The 17,621-nt window shown below is 39.2% G+C and carries 17 protein-coding genes; 3 read left to right on the forward strand and 14 right to left on the reverse strand.

Annotated elements, in window-relative coordinates; genetic code table 11:
* Positions 1-49 precede the first annotated feature (49 nt).
* From ACFVSW_RS03650 to ACFVSW_RS03690, 9 genes are all read right to left on the reverse strand, one after another.
* Positions 50-796, reverse strand: a complete 747-nt coding sequence (locus ACFVSW_RS03650; RefSeq protein ID WP_387312294.1) for a YjbA family protein — start codon at positions 794-796, stop codon at positions 50-52.
* A 252-nt stretch (positions 797-1,048) separates the two neighbouring features.
* A complete protein-coding gene (opp4C, locus tag ACFVSW_RS03655) occupies positions 1,049-1,960 on the reverse strand; it encodes an oligopeptide ABC transporter permease (protein WP_387312296.1) in 912 nt (303 codons plus the stop codon).
* Between the two features lie 11 nt (positions 1,961-1,971).
* On the reverse strand, positions 1,972-2,937 hold the full coding sequence (opp4B, locus tag ACFVSW_RS03660) for an oligopeptide ABC transporter permease (protein ID WP_387312298.1): 966 nt from the start codon (positions 2,935-2,937) through the stop codon (positions 1,972-1,974).
* A 183-nt stretch (positions 2,938-3,120) separates the two neighbouring features.
* On the reverse strand, positions 3,121-4,845 hold the full coding sequence (gene opp4A / locus ACFVSW_RS03665; protein WP_387312301.1) for an oligopeptide ABC transporter substrate-binding protein: 1,725 nt from the start codon (positions 4,843-4,845) through the stop codon (positions 3,121-3,123).
* A gap of 77 nt (positions 4,846-4,922) precedes the next feature.
* Positions 4,923-5,933: an ABC transporter ATP-binding protein gene (locus ACFVSW_RS03670; RefSeq protein ID WP_387312303.1), complete on the reverse strand. Its 1,011-nt coding sequence runs from the start codon at positions 5,931-5,933 to the stop codon at positions 4,923-4,925.
* Positions 5,933-6,955 (reverse strand): ABC transporter ATP-binding protein, encoded by a 1,023-nt coding sequence (locus ACFVSW_RS03675; RefSeq protein WP_387312305.1) that lies wholly within the window; start codon positions 6,953-6,955, stop codon positions 5,933-5,935. Before ACFVSW_RS03675 ends, ACFVSW_RS03670 begins: the two co-directional genes overlap by 1 nt.
* A 173-nt stretch (positions 6,956-7,128) precedes the next feature.
* The gene (locus tag ACFVSW_RS03680; protein WP_387312308.1) at positions 7,129-7,896 is read right to left on the reverse strand and encodes a DUF2268 domain-containing putative Zn-dependent protease; all 768 of its coding nucleotides are present in this window, start codon (positions 7,894-7,896) and stop codon (positions 7,129-7,131) included.
* Positions 7,897-8,026: 130 nt separating this feature from the next.
* On the reverse strand, positions 8,027-9,265 hold the full coding sequence (gene fabF, locus ACFVSW_RS03685; protein WP_387312310.1) for a beta-ketoacyl-ACP synthase II: 1,239 nt from the start codon (positions 9,263-9,265) through the stop codon (positions 8,027-8,029).
* A 51-nt stretch (positions 9,266-9,316) separates the two neighbouring features.
* Complete coding sequence (locus ACFVSW_RS03690) at positions 9,317-10,249, reverse strand: beta-ketoacyl-ACP synthase III (RefSeq protein ID WP_387312312.1); 933 nt, start codon at positions 10,247-10,249, stop codon at positions 9,317-9,319.
* Between the two features lie 192 nt (positions 10,250-10,441).
* Here ACFVSW_RS03690 and ACFVSW_RS03695 point away from each other — a divergent pair, with 192 nt between their 5' ends.
* Entirely contained in the window at positions 10,442-10,738 is a 297-nt protein-coding gene (locus ACFVSW_RS03695; protein ID WP_387312314.1) for a hypothetical protein, read from the forward strand.
* A gap of 94 nt (positions 10,739-10,832) precedes the next feature.
* Here the strand turns inward: ACFVSW_RS03695 and ACFVSW_RS03700 are convergent, their stop codons facing one another.
* Together ACFVSW_RS03700 and ACFVSW_RS03705 are read right to left on the reverse strand one after the other, a co-directional pair.
* Positions 10,833-11,678 (reverse strand): hypothetical protein, encoded by an 846-nt coding sequence (locus tag ACFVSW_RS03700; protein ID WP_387312316.1) that lies wholly within the window; start codon positions 11,676-11,678, stop codon positions 10,833-10,835.
* 82 nt (positions 11,679-11,760) lie between these two features.
* On the reverse strand, positions 11,761-12,483 hold the full coding sequence (locus ACFVSW_RS03705) for a hydrolase (protein WP_387312318.1): 723 nt from the start codon (positions 12,481-12,483) through the stop codon (positions 11,761-11,763).
* A gap of 196 nt (positions 12,484-12,679) precedes the next feature.
* Between ACFVSW_RS03705 and ACFVSW_RS03710 the strand changes: the two genes are divergently transcribed.
* On the forward strand, positions 12,680-12,865 hold the full coding sequence (locus tag ACFVSW_RS03710) for a DUF2929 family protein (protein ID WP_387312320.1): 186 nt from the start codon (positions 12,680-12,682) through the stop codon (positions 12,863-12,865).
* A 63-nt stretch (positions 12,866-12,928) separates the two neighbouring features.
* Here the strand turns inward: ACFVSW_RS03710 and clpB are convergent, their stop codons facing one another.
* Both clpB and ACFVSW_RS03720 read right to left on the reverse strand, forming a co-directional pair.
* Positions 12,929-15,523 carry an ATP-dependent chaperone ClpB gene (gene clpB / locus ACFVSW_RS03715; RefSeq protein WP_387312322.1) on the reverse strand — a complete coding sequence of 865 codons (2,595 nt, stop codon included), beginning with the start codon at positions 15,521-15,523 and terminating at the stop codon, positions 12,929-12,931.
* A gap of 125 nt (positions 15,524-15,648) precedes the next feature.
* Positions 15,649-15,828 (reverse strand): YjzC family protein, encoded by a 180-nt coding sequence (locus ACFVSW_RS03720; protein ID WP_024028454.1) that lies wholly within the window; start codon positions 15,826-15,828, stop codon positions 15,649-15,651.
* Positions 15,829-16,110: 282 nt separating this feature from the next.
* Between ACFVSW_RS03720 and ACFVSW_RS03725 the strand changes: the two genes are divergently transcribed.
* Positions 16,111-16,803, forward strand: coding sequence for a Crp/Fnr family transcriptional regulator (locus ACFVSW_RS03725; protein WP_387312325.1), 693 nt, complete (start codon positions 16,111-16,113; stop codon positions 16,801-16,803).
* Positions 16,804-16,841: 38 nt separating this feature from the next.
* On the opposite strand, the gene ACFVSW_RS03730 is transcribed toward ACFVSW_RS03725, so the two are convergent.
* Positions 16,842-17,570, reverse strand: a complete 729-nt coding sequence (locus ACFVSW_RS03730) for a YwiC-like family protein (RefSeq protein WP_387312328.1) — start codon at positions 17,568-17,570, stop codon at positions 16,842-16,844.
* Between the last annotated feature and the right edge of the window lie 51 nt (positions 17,571-17,621).

A 17,621-nucleotide genomic window follows, 5' to 3' on the forward strand; every position in this document is an offset into this window, starting at 1 on the left:
AAAGCCTGTCCGCAAAGAGTATGTAATACATACTCTTTGCGCCAGGCTTTTAATTTACTTTTGGACCGTGCTCCATTTCCCATAGTTTTTCAAAAAATGGCTGCCCTTTAATTAAATTCTCACAGAATGACTCATGGCGGTGCGACCAGCCATATTTGATTTCCTCAAACAGCTGTTCCCTTGCATTTTCGAAATCCATTTCTTGGATTGTTGAATATTGCTCTGGACACCATTCGGTATACCAATACCGCACTTCTGCTTGATTATTTGATGAGAGCAATTGATCAAGGGCCATAAATAATAGCTGTTTTAATTGCCGTTCCTTCCTTGTTAATCCTCTCATCAGTTCCGGCTCAGGCGATAGAATATGAAAATTTTTCATTTTCGGCTGGTCGTAATAAAGGTACTGTTTAGCTTCATGCTGACTAATCATTTCGTAAACAAGCTGTTCTTGTCTTGGGATAAGTCTGCTTTTTCGAATCGGAATGGTGTAGCCAATCGTATCAATTGCTAAAATTCCAATTCCATCTGTCACAACAAAACAATAGTCAAGCTGGACTCTTTCATGGTTTTTTCTTAAATAGGCTTTCTGATAAATATCAGCAAGCAGCTGTTCCGGCAACTCAGATAAATCATTCTCAATATAGTTAAATAAAACCGGTTCAATTTTAATTAGCGGCACTTGGTCTAACAGCTCCACACCATCGTCCTTCCGCCATTCATGAAAGTGACAGACATTATAACCGTTTTCTTCCCCTTCAAACCAATTTACCCAAACATCATGAAGATACAACATTGGACAACCCCTCACTTCAAGAAACTGTTTGTCAATCAGTATGGGCAGAGGTAAGTTAAATTATTCCTTAATATATATTTTGCTCCAGTTGTAATTTATTACTGATTTTTCTTAGGAGGGTTTAGATAAAGAAAACTCGCCGATTGGCGAGCCGTTAGGCGGTTCATGAGGCGTAGTTGCACTTATGCCTATTAGGAAAGTTATGCTTTCCTTACGGCCAAAAAAAATCTACCATTTTGTCATGGTAGATTTTTATCTTCTTGATTTAGGATTAAAGGCATCCTTTAAACCTTCACCAATAAAGTTAATTGATAATATGGTGATGGTGATAAGAATAGCTGGCGGCATCCAAATCCATAATTTAAACTGCAGTACATCTGGTTCAATCGCTGAATCAAGCATATTCCCCCAACTTGGAATCTCTTGTGGTACACCAAAGCCAAGAAAGCTTAAAGCTGATTCAATTACAATCATTGATGCAAAAGTAATCGTAGCTTGGACAATAATTGTCGATAAAACATTCGGTAATAGGTGTTTGACAATTATCTTTGCCGGTGAACAGCCAATCGAGATGGCAGCGATAATATATTCATTTTCTTTCTCAGCAAGAATTTTACTGCGGACAATCCTTGCGATGCCACCCCAGCTAAGCAAGCTGATGACACCAATTAAAACCCATAGTCCATTCACTTTCCCAAAAAGGATTGCATTTAAGACAATTACAAACACTAGAAAAGGGAAGTTCAAGATAAAATCAGTAAATCTCATTAATAAACTATCAACTGTACCACCAAAATACCCAGCAACAGAGCCAATTAATGTCCCAAGAAAAATAACAAATAGCGTACAGCTCATTCCAACTAATAATGAAATTCGGCCGCCATACAATAATCTTGTAAATACATCACGACCTGCTTTATCTGTTCCAAGCCAATGCTTACTTGACGGCTCAAGCGACATTTCGCCAATATTAATTCTTGTAATGTCCGCCGTGGTAATATACGGTGCCAAGAATGAAATAATCGCAACAAATAATAAAAAAATGAGACTAGTCAAAGCAAGTTTATTCTTTAAGAATTTTTTACGGGCAATTGCCCATTGTGATGAACTTTTTTTCGGGGGTGCTGCACTAATATTTGTATCTTTCTCTGTCAAAATTTCCATTTCTATTCCCCCTAATCTAACCTAATTCTCGGATCTACAACACCGTATAAAATATCAGCTAAAAGGTTGCCGATCAGTGTTAAGAAGGAGAATAACATTGTCAACGTCATTAAAACTGGATAATCCCTTGTTCCAACGGATTGTAAGAATAGTTGTCCTAGACCGGGATAAGTAAAAATCGTTTCAGTTATGATTGCACCGCTAATAATGGCTACTAAATCAAACCCTAAAAATGTAATAAGTGGAATAATTGAATTCCTTAAAATATGAACATTGTAGATCTTTTTTTCTGCTGTCCCTTTCGCACGTGCTGTGCGGACAAAATCTTTCCGGCTATTTTCAATAATATCATTGCGTAAAAATTGCGTGTAACTTGCCGTACTTAATAATCCTAAGACGACGGCTGGTAAAAATACATGGTGAAGACGGCTTAACCAATATTCAAATGTACCCTCTGTCATGCCGATATCAATCGAGCCATTGGACGGAAACCATCCAAGCGTAAAGGAAAAAAGAAAGATGGCAAATACCCCGGCGATAAAGGATGGAATCGATAAACCTAAATAATTTAATCCTCCGATTAGGTTATCAGCAACTGTATATGGTTTTCTGCCAGCATATAATCCCATAAAGAAGGCAAGGATATATGTAATTATTAAGGAAGAAAAGCCTAGTAATAATGTATTCGGAAGGCGTTCACTAATTACCTCAGATACTTTTATTTTATAACGCGCTGACTTACCAAAATCTCCTTCAACGAAATTGCCAATCCAGCGAAAATATTGCTTTGGTAATGGGTCGTTATATCCTAATTTTTCCCGCATTTCAGCAATATATTGTGGGTTTGTGTTTCTTGGGTCGATTTCTCCTGAAAAAGAATCCCCCGGCATTAGCTTTGCCAAGGTAAAGACTACAATGGAGATTAGAAATAACATCGGAATCATGCCCAAAATTCTTCGAAATGCATACTTCAGCATGTGCATTCTCCTTGTCTATAAACTTATGTTTCACAGTGGTGTATGTAACTCAAGGCTCAGTCCAATTGGGAGAAGTATTGAAAGAATACACCTTCAAGCTCACCCCAATTGAACATCCATGAGTGTTGAATAAAATCATATTAAGCATTTAACACAAGTCTATTACATATTAGTCTGCTTCGATTATTGCTTAATCCACCATTCATTTGGACGGTTCTTACCTGACACGTCAAATGTTACACCTTGAACACGCTTGCTTACTGCCATCGTTTCTTCAAGCTCAGCAATCGGTAATGCAGGGAGCTCCTTCATGAATAGTTTCTGCCAATCTACATATAGGTTTTTACGTTTATCGGCATCTGTACCAACAACGTTCATATCAATAGCATCACTTAGGAATTTATCGCTATCAGCATTTACCCAGCGAGGATAGTTCCAAAGTGCTTTAGAGCTCCAAAGCGGTGTTGGATCTGGATCGGAACCAGTTGACCAACCGCCGAAGAATACTTCCATTGACTTATCTGCTTTTTCAAGCATGTCATAGTAAAGGTTTGCATCAGTCATAGTAAGCTTTGTTTTTAAGCCCACTTCTTCCCAATATTGAGTCAATGCTTTTGCACGAGCTTCAAATGTTGGGTTTTGGGTTGCGTAGTGAGCGAAGTTTACAACAAATTTCTTGCCGTTCGGATCTTCACGGAAGCCATCGCCGTCAACATCTTTATAGCCAGCTTCATCTAACAATTGTTTCGCTTTTTCAGGATTGTACTCGAATTGTTCTAGGTCATTATTGTCAGCTGCAATCCAGTGATTTGTTGGGACTGGACGGTTAACTGGTTTACCTACACCGAAGAAGAACGCTTTAACCCACTCTTCACGGTTAAGTGCATAGTACATTGCTTCACGTAATTTAATGTTTTGATATTTTTGTTCATTCATTACGTTTTTGCTGCCATCCCATGTACCCATTCTGAAACCAACATAGTAATAGCTTAAGCCAGGATATGTTACTGCGTCTACATTATCAAGAGCTTTTACTTGATCAATAATACTTGGGTGGAAAGAAGTCATATCAAGCGTACCATTTTTAAGTTCGCCAACAGATAGAGATGGATCGATTACTTTTATGACAACTTTATCCATATGCGGCTTTCCGCCGAAGTAGTCGTCGAAGCGTTCCATTTCTACTGATTCCCCAGGAACGATTTTTGCTACTTTAAATGGTCCTAAACCAACAGGCTTAGTACGAACTGTTTCAGAAGACATCATGTCCTTTACAGCGATACCTTTAAATACATTACGGTTCATTGGATATGTGTGAAGGTTTTCCAAGTTGTTTACACGTGCTTTATCAAATGTAATTTGGATATGGTAATCATCTTCTACTTTAATACCAGAGATTTCTGTTGCTTTACCATCGTGATAATCTTGAGCACCTTCAATATTTACAACGTTCTCAAAACGCGGGCCATCATAGTCCTTATCAGCAACTACTTTTAACGCGAATTCCCAGTCTTTAACGGATAATTCATCGCCATTATGCCATTTAACACCTTTTTTAATTTCAAACTTATAAACTTTATTGTCATCAGTTGTCCAAGATGCAATATGAGGCTGCGGCTTCAGTTTGTCATCAAATTTAATTAAGTTCTCATCAAAGAATTCAATTACTTCTGAGTCTGTAGCTGTTCCGTAGAATGAGTAGTTAAACTTCCCATCCGGTGCAGAGTCTAACGCGTACACTAATGTACCGCCATCCTTCGGTTTATCAGCTGTTTCACCACTAGCTGGTTTATCTTTGTCTTTTTCCTTATCCTTCGTACCTGCTTTTTCGCCGCCGCTGCATGCTGCCAAAAATGCTGACAGGACAAGCATTAATGCAGCAAGCATTAACATACTTCTCTTCTTCATTTGTTTCCCCCCTGTAAAATTTTGTTTGGATAAATTTGATTACTGGCTAGCGGAAGCGCCTTGGCGCCTCCGCTTTTTTAATAAAGGTGGCAAGCTACTCGATGAGATGGCTTCACCTCCTTTAATACAGGTTTTGTCTTCGAACACTCCTCCATTGCCATTGGACAGCGCGGATGGAACGGGCATCCAGAAGGCGGATTGATTGGGCTCGGCACATCACCTTTTAAAATAATTCTTTCTTTCTTTATCCTTGGGTCCGGAGATGGAATCGCCGATATTAAAGCCTGTGTATATGGGTGGAGAGGTTCTGCATAAAGGAGGTCTTTATCCGCTACCTCAACCATATTACCTAAGTACATTACTCCTATTCGATCACTCATATGTTTAACAACGCTTAAGTCATGTGCGATAAATAAAAATGTTAAATCAAATTCTTTTTGTAAATCTTTTAATAGATTTAAGACCTGTGATTGCACGGATACATCAAGTGCCGAAACAGGTTCATCGGCGATAATTAATTTCGGACGTAATGCTAGAGACCTGGCTATTCCGATTCTTTGACGCTGACCGCCGGAAAATTCATGTGCATATTTATAATAAGCATCTGGCGGCAACCCGACTTTATCTAATAAATCCATGACTTCATTCTTTAGTTCAGCCTTGCTTTTCTTAGAAAAGTTGTAAATCGGTTCGGCGATAATATCTCCTACCATTTGCATCGGGTTCAAGGAAGCATATGGATCCTGGAAGACCATTTGCATATCTTTACGAATATCCCTTAGTGATTTACCAGACACTTTGGTAATATCTTTACCATCAAAGATAATCTTTCCATCAGTTGGTCTTAATAACCGTAAAATCGTCCGGCCTGCAGTTGATTTTCCGCAGCCAGATTCACCTACTAGTCCAAGCGTTTCTCCTTTCTTTATCTCAAAAGAAACGTTATCAACCGCTTTTACATTGCCTACTGTGCGTTTGAAAAACCCGCCTTTGACAGGGTAATAGGTTTTAAGATTTTTGATTTCTAATAGATTTTCAGAATCAGTGGAAGTTTTTTCTTTCCCTTTATGTATAGAAGTTGTACTCATTATTTCACCCCTTCTCTAGGTTTACTAGTTTCATAGAGCAAACAGGCAACTTCATGGTCCTGTTCGACATCTCCTAGTACAGGGGTCACTGTAAAGCATTCTGGCATTGCTTTTGGACAACGATGGGCAAATCGGCACCCAACTTTAGGCATATTCGTAAGCGATGGAACGATCCCCTGAATCGAGCTTAATCGTTCTTCCTGTTCATCCATTTTCGGGATAGCTCCCAAGAGTAAAGTGGTATATGGATGTTTCGGGTTATGGAATAGAGTATCGACGTCTGCACGTTCGACAATCCTCCCGGCATACATCACGATGACTTCGTCACACATTTCCGCTACTACCCCTAAATCATGGGTAATTAGAATGACGGACATATCATTTACGGCTTGAATCTCTTTTAAAAGCTCTAGAATTTGTGCTTGAACTGTTACATCAAGAGCCGTTGTCGGCTCATCAGCGATTAATAATTTTGGCTGGCAGGCAATCGCAATCGCAATCATAACCCGCTGCCTCATTCCGCCAGATAATTGATGCGGATATTCATCGACAAGTTTTTCAGGCCGTGAGATTCCAACACTTTTTAATAGCGCAATTGCTTTCTGACGCGCCTCCTGTTTGGAAATCTTCATATGATTAAAAAGAACTTCCTGCAGCTGATAGCCAATTGTGAATACAGGATTTAAAGAGGTCATTGGCTCTTGGAAAATCATCGAAACGTCTTTCCCGCGGATTTTATTGATTTGCGTTTCAGACATCTTCTCGAGATTTATGCCATCAAAAATGATTTCACCTGACTTGACCTTCCCAATTCCTTTTGGGAGCAGCTTCATAATCGATAAACTCATAACAGATTTTCCGCAGCCAGACTCACCAACAATTCCGACAATTTGCCGCGGCTTTACTTGGAATGAAACATTATCTACTGCATTATAATCGGTTCCTTCAATATCAAAGGCAGTCTCTAAATTTTTCACTTCGAGCAATGGTGCCTCATTACGCAGCATTTTTTTTGTGCTCATAATACACCTTCTTACTTTTTTTGAATTATTCTGTTTATTCGTTATAATTATATAGAATTCTATTACAGAATTGTTACAATTGCAAGACTTTTTTATAGAATTGTTAACTTTCATACTATTAAAAACAAAAAAAGCCCGAAATGATAGGCTTTTCATTTTTGAGTTTCTTTCAATTATAGATAGTTCTCTGCCGGAATTTTAAAAGATAGTTTTGTAGAATAATTATGCTCTTCATAAAATTTTCCAATAATATTATACCCGACAGCATAACCAAGTAATTTGGGAATTCTCCCGCCTCCATATAAAAGTTCGTCGTGTGTTCTTTCATTCTTTTTCTTGCCTAAATGTTTTTTCAAATACTGTTCCCAATATCTTGAAATCTCCTTTTCTGAATACATATTGCACCATCTAGCTAAATATTCCTGGCCGCAGTTTTTTAATACGGCATATTCTGCCAGCCCCTCAATGACAATAGAATCGAGCAATGTGTAGTCTTGCATTTTTTTATTGAGCATCCGGAGCCTGCAAACATGGTGGTATTCATGCACCAAAAGTGCTTCGATTTCTTTCTGATCTTCATACTGCGAAAGAAAAAGGAACATTTTATCCGGGAATGATACTCCAGCTTTGCTTTTTTCTTCTCTTATAAAAAAACCTCGATTCTGGGCCAATGGAAACAGAAATACAGGTATGTCTGGGCCATTCCATTTAGTTTTATACTTTTGAAAAAGCTTTCCCACATTATCCCATGCTTTTTGTTCAACCATCCAATTTAAATTGCTTAATGCGGGCCGTGATGGCCGGTACATCCCAAAACTCACTAATTGATCATATATTCCTTTCGCTGTTTGGTCTATAAAATATGGCTGCAGCCTTTTGCATAGTTTCACTGGGCGGTCAAATTCCTCTTGCAGCCATTGATCCGTTCGAATAATGCCCATTGCTTCACCCCATTCACCGCAAGTTCTCCCTCTTGAACATTTTATGAATGTTATTTAAAGAGGTTCATTGTTTGCGGGAATGAGAAATATAAAAAGCTCGGCCAGAAATTTGTCTGGCCGAGCCTAATTTTTATTCGTATTTTTTAAATACTATCGTTGCGTTATGACCGCCGAAGCCAAGTGAATTGCTCATTGCTGCCTTAATTTCTTTTGGACGTGCTGTATTTACGACATAATCCAAGTCACATTCCGGGTCTGGTGTTTCATAATTAATGGTTGGCGGGAGTATACTATCTCTCATTGCCAGCACAGTAAAGATGGCTTCCACTCCGCCGGCTGCTCCAAGAAGATGACCGGTCATTGATTTCGTAGAACTCAATGCTACCTTGTAAGCATGTTCGCCAAATACCTCTTTCACTGCCAGCGTTTCGAATTTATCGTTATATTCGGTACTTGTACCGTGGGCATTAATATAGTCAATATCTTCAGGCTTTAATCCGCCATCATTAATCGCCATTTTCATCGCCCGCGCACCGCCTTCTCCACCTGGGGCCGGTGCAGTAATATGGTAGGCATCACCTGTTGCCCCATAGCCAACGATTTCCGCATAAATTTTTGCACCACGAGCTAAGGCATGCTCTAATTCTTCCAAAATAACAATCCCGGCACCTTCGCCAATAACAAAGCCATCGCGGTTTTTATCAAATGGTCTGCTAGCTGATTGCGGGTCTGGATTGGTAGAAAGAGCAGTATTGGCACAGAACCCGGCCACAGACATCTTTGTAATAGGTGCTTCAGCACCACCCGATACCATGACATCGGCATCACCGCGTTGAATTACTTTAAAGGCATCGCCAATAGAATTCGTTCCTGTTGCACAGGCTGTAACGGTACAAGAATTGAAGCCTCTTGCCCCAAGAGTAATTGAAACCTGGCCAGTTGCCATATCCGGAATTAACATTGGAACAAAGAATGGGCTGACACGTTTGTACCCTCTTTTTTGAAAAATTTCATATTGTTGTTCAAATGTTTCCATTCCGCCGATTCCGGAACCAATCCAGACACCGACACGATGAGAGTTTTCTTCATTGATCGTTAAATTGGCATCTTGAACTGCCATTATTGCGGATGCTACAGCAAACTGGGTAAATCGGTCCATTTTTCTGGCATCTTTTCTATCCATAAACGTTTCCGGATTAAAGTCTGTTACTTCTGCTGCAACCTTTGCCGGATACTCATCTGCATTGACCCTTGTCAGCGGCCCTACACCTGATTTTCCTTCAAGAATACCTTTCCAAGTTGTATCAGCATCGAGTCCCAGCGGAGTTACCGCACCGATACCTGTCACAACCACTCTACGCTTTTCCATTTTTACATCTCCTTTTCTCTATAACTTTCCCTATATTAATAATATCAGAAATTATTTTCCCCATCTTACCGCAATAGCGCCCCAGGTAAGACCGCCGCCAAAGCCAACCATGACGATAACGTCATCATCTTTTATTTTTCCAGCTTCTAATTCTTCGACAATCGAAATCGGTATGGAAGCCGAAGAGGTATTGCCATATTTCTGCACCGTTTTCGACATTTTCTCGGCAGGCAACTCTAATCTTTGCCTGGATGCTTCCATGATTCGTATATTGGCTTGATGCGGGATGAGGAAATCAACATCCTCTTTTGTTAAACCCGCCTTTTCTAACACATGGACACAGCTCTCGCCCATTTGACGGACTGCAAACTTGAATACTTCCCGGCCATTCATAATGATATACTCGTCTTGGTAAAGGTGTTTAGCTCCTGTTCCATCTGCACCAAGCTCAAAGGATAGAATCCCCCGATCTCCTGAAACAGGTCCGATAATAGCAGCTCCAGCTCCGTCCCCAAATAAAACGGCTGTATTGCGGTCATTCCAATCCGTGATTTTGGAGAGCTTTTCAACACCAACTACAAGTACATTTTTATAAACTTCGGACTCGATAAACTGTTTGGCTGTCACAATTCCATACATAAACCCTGCACAAGCCGCACTGACATCCATTGCCGCCGCTTTCACTGCCCCTAACCTTTCTTGAATTCTGCAGGCAACAGATGGAAATGGGGTATCTGGAGTAACCGTAGCAACCAAAATCAAATCAATCTCTTCTGCGGTAATTCCTGCATCTTCAATTGCCTTTTGAGCTGCAGCAAATGCCATATCCGATGTATCAACATCATCTGCTGCAATTCGTCTTTCCTCAATACCTGTTCTAGTACGAATCCATTCATCCGAGGTATCCATCATTTTTTCTAAATCATGATTGGTGACAATTTTTTCAGGTAAATACCTGCCAATTCCAACAATGCCAGCTCTCACAAGTTCCAGCTCCTTTATATTTGGCTCATCTAGATTTATATCAATTATTAAGACTTGGTACTAATTTTATCAAATGAACCTCATGTTAGGCAACTGTTTCTTCTTTTTTATACTCCGCTAACGTACATTCCTTTTATTCGTTTTATCATATTCTAATACAAAAGACATTTGTGGAAAGGGGAAGCTTTGAAAATGGAAGAGCAGGAAGGGGAAAGTCTAGAAAGAGAAGATGAACTAGAAATTGATGACCTGGAAGAACATAAATCAGAGGATAAAGTGGAATTAGATCCGTTCACCGCTTTAATGTTTGGACGCAGGAGAGGACATCCTCATCATGTACAAAATCAAGAGCAAGTTAACAACCAAACCAATATAAATTATGAGGAACTCATGATGCACATCGATACCCTTTGGGAATCTGTCCAAGAATTAAAGCCATTATTTCAACAGGTGTATCCATTTATTCAACAAATTTGGAAAAAAAAATAAGCTGCACACAAAGGCGGCAGCTTATTTTTGTTTCCTCCAACCTAAGTTTTGGAGATTATTAAAAGTGGTTACGATTAGCAAATTCCAGGTTATTTTACAAACCAGTTGGGAATAGTCGGTTTACATGTTCTATTTGTTTGGTGATTGAATCTTCAATGGAAGTTACGTTTACGGAAACTTCGACAATTTCATTATCCACTTTCAATGGTTCACAAGTGTTGGATTTTACCAAAGCTTCTTCTATATGAAGAAAAGCGGCACACCTGGTCCAATAACTCTTCTTCCCGCTTTTTAGCAGATAACTTTTTGGAAAGTCCCCGTAATTTCTTGTTTCCAGGATTTCAAAAATGGATGCTACAGCATCCTCCACATAAAGAACATCATTAGTCCATTCCCTGTTTGCCATCCTGAGTTCCTGCTTTTGGAATTTTGAAATAATCGCCTGCTGAAACAAAAATGCCTTTGGCTGCCAGGGTCCATAGATGGCTGGTAAATAAAACATTGGGCTATTCTTCACCCGGCTCCCCACTTTATTTAAGAAATCTGTTAATTCTATCTCCCTGTTCGTGCCAAGCATTTGAATTGGCAATAGAAGGATTAATTCAATATTGTTTTGATTACGTTCCAAAAAGTGAAATATCGATTCTATTACCTTTTCTTTTCGTAAAATTGCTTCCTTGTTGAGGACATATAAATCGTATACCGAAAGAATAAAAGCCGTTTTTACATCGGCTTCCTCACGGTAATTTTCCAACTCTGCTAATGTTTGTTCGCTATAGTTTGCATTCCGGCCTATCTCAAGTCTCTTTTCCTCAAGAAAAAAATTATTTTCTATATCATCTATATGAATGCCTACAACCTCTACACCCTTATTAAGCAGTGTTTTGCAAGCATGAAAACTGACAAATTCGTAAACACCAAATATAACAGCCTTGTCCATTGAATCTTCCTCCCCAAATCTAGCCCTTATAGAATCCTATGCGGTTCATGAAGGAAATATTTCTTATTGGAGAGGAAGATATCTACAGGACTGTTTCATTACTTTTAAAGAATTTAATAAAAATTTTGCCGAGCTGTGGTTTTTTTTCAGGAAGAATAAAGGTAGGATGGATTTCTGGAGTACGAATTATTTGTTGATATAGTTTTGATTGTGCATACGATTTTCCGCCAGACAGGACATGAATAATCTTAACTGGAAAGTCAAACTCAAGGCTAACGGTATCCTCCATGCTGGATATTTTGCCTTCTAGCGCTTTTTGGTCCATTTTATATGCTGCTGTAAGTTCCCTCATCAATTTTTTATAAAAAAATTTATGCTCTTTTTCCTGTTCAATATGATGTTTTAAGGAAAGAGTCGGATTAAGAAGGATCACCGACCTAATACACCCCTCCATCTTTTCCATTAATTGTACTGCAACTAGAGCCCCCATTCCTTCAGCCAATATATGAATTTGATTATTAAGGATTTCACTTCTAATGACATACTGGTATAACCTTTGCGCAAGCTCGACAGCACTTTCGCTCCCCCAGTTTCGCCCATAAAGATTTGAGGAAAAAATGGTGTACCCTTTTTCTTTTAGTTGGTCGAGAAAGGCTAGTTTGCCTTCATTTTGTGTCCAAAAGCATTTACTCTCATCGACAAAATGCCTTTCATCTCCAATGATTAAAACCCCAAATCCTGCGGGCTTTTCTGGGTAATGAATAATATTCCATTGGGTATCCATCTGAAAATTGCGATTTTCCATAGATAAATCTCCTTTTACATAGTTCCTCAGAATATTGTATGCCATTTCATAAAAGTTGAAAGGTAGTTTGCCTATTATTTATGTATATTTGAAAAGGTCCTGCCGTTTTTTTTGAATTGTCGATAAACCGTTTATTATTTCGAAAATATATGATAATATGAGTGAAGATGTAAAATAGGTTTTGAGGTGAAAAATAGTGCGATTCTTTTGGACATTTTTCTGGACTTTTCTTTTAGTACAAATGCTTTCCTACGTAGTTAGTTCGATGACTCCGGGTGCGAAATTTGATTTTCTCCCTGGTGCTTATGTGTCTGTAGCGGTAACCATTTTGATTTTCATTGCTGCTGCTGTGATTCCAAATAAGCCAGTTGAAAATCATTAATCGGTGAACAAAAAAGGTCTTCCATACTTATGGATGACCTTTTTTCTTTGGGATGATCTTGCTTTAATACACTACTAATGCCACTTCTCCATCTTCGATTGTGATTTCTACCTTTGACTGGTCCGTTACTCTCCCAGCAATAATTTCACGAGCTAGTTTGGTTTCAATATTTCTTTGAATATACCGTTTCAAAGGTCTTGCACCATAGATTGGGTTAAAGCCATTTACAGCAATAAATTCTTTTGCATCCTCACGTATGGAAATATCAATTCGCTGAATCCTCAACCTATTTTCAAGCTCCTTCATCAGCTTTACAACAATATTTTTAATTTCGCTTAAAGACAGCGGCTTAAATAGGATGGTCTCATCAATTCGATTTAAGAATTCGGGACGGAAATGGACCCTAAGCTGACTCATCACCTTATCTCTTGTCGCTTCAGATATTTCAATCTCATTTTCGCCTCGTTCTAATAAAAAATGCGATCCAATATTGGATGTCATAATAATAACAGTATTCTTAAAGTCGACAACCCGGCCTTGTGAATCCGTTATTCGCCCATCATCAAGTGCTTGCAGAAGAATATTAAACACTTCCGGATGAGCCTTTTCGATTTCGTCCATTAATATAACCGAATAAGGTCTTCTTCTTACCGCTTCAGTCAGCTGTCCGCCTTCTTCATAGCCGACATAGCCAGGTGGTGCACCAATTAATCGTGAAACAGCATGCTTCTCCATATATTCGGACATATCAATACGAATAATCTGTTCTTCGCTGTCAAATAGCGATTCTGCCAATGCTTTCGCTAACTCCGTTTTCCCAACGCCTGTCGGTCCTAGAAATAAAAATGAACCAATCGGCCGGTTAGGATCCTTAATTCCCGCCCGTGCACGGAGGACGGCATCAGTTACCAAGCGGACGGCTTCGTTTTGACCGATAACTCGCTCATGTAGAATGGAATCTAATTTTAACAGCTTTTCTCTTTCCCCTTCGACAAGCTTAGAGAGAGGAATTCCTGTCCATCTCGATACAATATTTGAGATTTCTTCCCCGGTAACCTCCTCGCGAAGTAACCGTTCCCCCATTTTTGCATCTGCTTCCAATTCCTTAAGTTCCTTTTCCGCTAATGGAATTTGCCCATGGCGAAGTTCCGCTGCCCGGTTTAAATCATATTTGTCCTCGGCCTGAATCAGCTCTCTGCGGAGTTTTTCAAGCTTCTCCCGTTTCTCCTGAAGTTTCTGAATGCTTTGTTTCTCATTCAGCCATTTTGCCTTCATTAAATCCAGCTGCTCTTTTAAATCAGCTAGTTCCTTTAACAGAACCTCAAGCCTCAGTTTACTTCCTTCATCGCTTTCTTTTCTTAACGCAGCTTCTTCAATTTCAAGCTGCATCACCCTGCGAGTCACTTCATCCAATTCAGTCGGCATGGAATCAATTTCGGTACGAATCAGAGCACAGGCTTCGTCAACAAGATCAATAGCTTTATCAGGTAAAAATCGATCAGTAATATAACGGTTTGAAAGTGTTGCTGCGGCAACCAAGGCATGATCATGAATTTTTACCCCATGATATACCTCATACCGTTCCTTTAGGCCGCGCAAAATGGAAATGGTGTCTTCAACATTCGGTTCTTGGACAAGTACCTGCTGAAACCTCCGCTCAAGTGCCGGGTCTTTTTCAATATATTTTCGATGCTCATCAAGTGTTGTTGCCCCGATACAATGAAGCTCCCCGCGGGCTAGCATTGGTTTTAACATATTGCCGGCATCCATGGCTCCTTCGGTCTTACCAGCCCCAACAATCGTATGAATTTCATCGATGAACAGCAATATTTGCCCTTCACTTTTTTTGATTTCATTTAGGACTGCTTTCAGTCTTTCTTCAAACTCTCCCCTAAATTTCGCGCCGGCAATAAGCGAGCTCATATCAAGTGAAAAAATCGTTTTATCCTTCAAACCTTCAGGAACATCCTTTCTGACAATCCGCTCAGCAAGACCTTCTACAATCGCTGTTTTCCCTACTCCAGGTTCACCAATTAGGACAGGGTTGTTCTTTGTCTTCCGCGATAAAATCCGAATAACATTGCGGATTTCTGTGTCCCTTCCAATGACCGGATCCATTTTTCCGGCCTTTACCTCGGCAACGAGGTCCCTGCCGTATTTTTTTAGAGCATCATATCCAGCTTCCGGATTTTGTGATGTCACTCGTTGATTCCCCCTTATTTCCTTTATCGCTTTTAATATTTCTTCCGCTGTTTTCCCAAAGAACTTAACAATCTTCCTCATCTCAGTATCGTTTGCAAACGAAGCAGCCAAGAGGAAATGCTCAACAGAGATAAACTCATCGGAAAACTTTGACGCAAATTCCTCAGCACTTACCAGCAATTTTTGCAGCTTAGCCGTGATATAAAGTTTCCCTTGCTGGGCTCCGCCTCCTGTAACTTGAGGTTTTTTAGTCAATGAAACCTGAAGGCTGTTTTTTATTTTTTCGGCAGGCAATCCAACCCTTTCAAGAATGGCAGCAATAAGGCTGTCCTCTTGCTCCATTAACGCCAAAAGTAAGTGAGGTTCATCAACCTCCTGATGACTATTTTTCACTGCTAATGACTGTGCGTCCATTAATCCTTTCTGTAATCGTTCAGTCATTCGATTTAAGTCCATTGTCTCCCACTCCTCATTTGACCATTTCTGACCTATTATATTTATTATAAAACAATCCAATATTGAAGTAAAATTTTGTAACAGAAAAAGCCACCCGCTTGGATGACTTTATCCGTTCATATATTTTAAGGCTTTCTTTGGTATGTCCAAACCCGGTTATGATTCGAGGTCTCAGGAAATGCATCTCCTGCTTTAAGCTTTATCTGTTTGGGATGGAGTACATTGCTTCCAGTTTCACCCTCTTCAATGTAAATTCCGTTATTCGGTGCTTTTTTCCCAGATTTAAACTGGCGGTTTTGGCCCATTTTTTTCCCTCCTTTTCATCTACTCTTTATTATCTCCTTTTCTAGTGTTGTCATTATAGGAATTTCTTTCAAATTTCAACAAACATCGACGTTATTTCCTGAGAAATATTTAAAATGTCGTTTTACTTTTGACGATTATATGAACTTATTCCACATTAATTGCTAAATATTCCTGGTTAACAATATAATAATAGTAATATCCTGTAAAATAAAATCATGACTGTCATTATTTTAAAAATCAAATTTGCGATTTATTTCGCACCTTTAAAGGTGGTTATGAGCATGCAGTCAGTTAAAGAATTACCCGTAACATTTTCCCATCTATTTGATACGGTGCACCATGTAAGAAAAATTAAAAAAGGCACGTTTCTTTTTCAGGAAGGTTCTATTGCCGATGAATTGTATATAGTCCAAAGCGGGATACTTCAAATCAGTAAAATTATTCCTGACGGAAGAGAGCTCACATTAAGAATGTGCTCTAGCGGTGAATTTGTCGGTGAATTAAATTTATTCTCCCCTGCTTCCAGATATTTATTAAGCGCACGGGTTGTTGAAAGTGGTGAAGTGGCCGTCATTATGAAGGACGTTCTGGAAGAAAAACTTTCGCAAGACCTTCAGCTTTCCTTTGAATTCATAAAATGGATGAGTTTGCAATACCGTAAAACACAAACCAAATTTCGTGACTTAGTTCTTCACGGCAAAAAAGGCGCTTTGTATTCAACGCTGATTCGGATCACCAATAGCTATGGTATTAAAACGAATAAAGGGATTTTGATTGGATTACCATTAACCAATCAAGAATTGGCTAATTTCTGCGGCACCTCCCGTGAGGTAGTCAATCGCTTACTAAGCGACTTAAGAAAAACAGGCGTTATTTCGATAGATAAGGGCACGATTACTATTCATGATCTAGGGTATTTAAAAAGGGAAATTGATTGCGAGGATTGTCCAACAGAAATATGTAAAGTTGATTAGCAGAAGAATAAAAAATCGGTCGAGTGACGACCGATTTTTTATTTTTGTAAAATTATTTGGATAGCAATGATGATGAAGAACAGACATGAGTTTATGATTTCGTATATGCCAATTTGCTTTGGAGATAGCTTCTTTCCGTAAAAAAGTATCGCCCTTAGTAGACTCGGAATATAGGCGAGTGCTACAATCCAAAAACCACCTATGATCAAGACAAGCACGAGCAGGAAATGATATGCCCATGAAACCCATTTGAACTTCGTATTCTTCTTTTCCCTGATCATTGATTTTACATAAAAGGTACAGCCAATAAAAAATAGCACAGATGTAATGAAGGTGAAAATAATCGCCGTCACGGTCACTTCGCCCTGGGATAAATAACTGCTTGCCAGTCCCGCAATCGAAAAAGCGAAGATAGCACTAATATCATTCATAAAGGCACGGTCTTGATTTTTTGAAGTATAGTAAGCATTTATCATAAAAAACGGCATCATTAAAAGTCCAAAATAAACAATACTTGGTCTTACAACTAATGGAATGGCTAAAAGCAATAATGCCGGTACCATATAAATAAGTGTCCACTTTGTATAAAACGAGATTTTTTTCTTTTTAAATAAGAGGAGCATCGGGTAGGTTGCTAAGTACAAAAAGAGCCAGCCGATAAAAAACGGGATATGCTGCCATAAAAAGCCCCCATTGATGACCCCAAGCCAAAAAGGGATGATCAGCATTGCCCACGCACCATGTTGTTTTGGTAAAAATAACTTCATCTTCGTCACTCCTTATTCCTAACTGCCTCTAATATAAGGCAGCGAAGCAGA

Source organism: Neobacillus sp. NPDC058068 (assembly GCF_042885335.1).
In the GTDB taxonomy this organism is placed as follows: domain Bacteria; phylum Bacillota; class Bacilli; order Bacillales; family Cytobacillaceae; genus Neobacillus.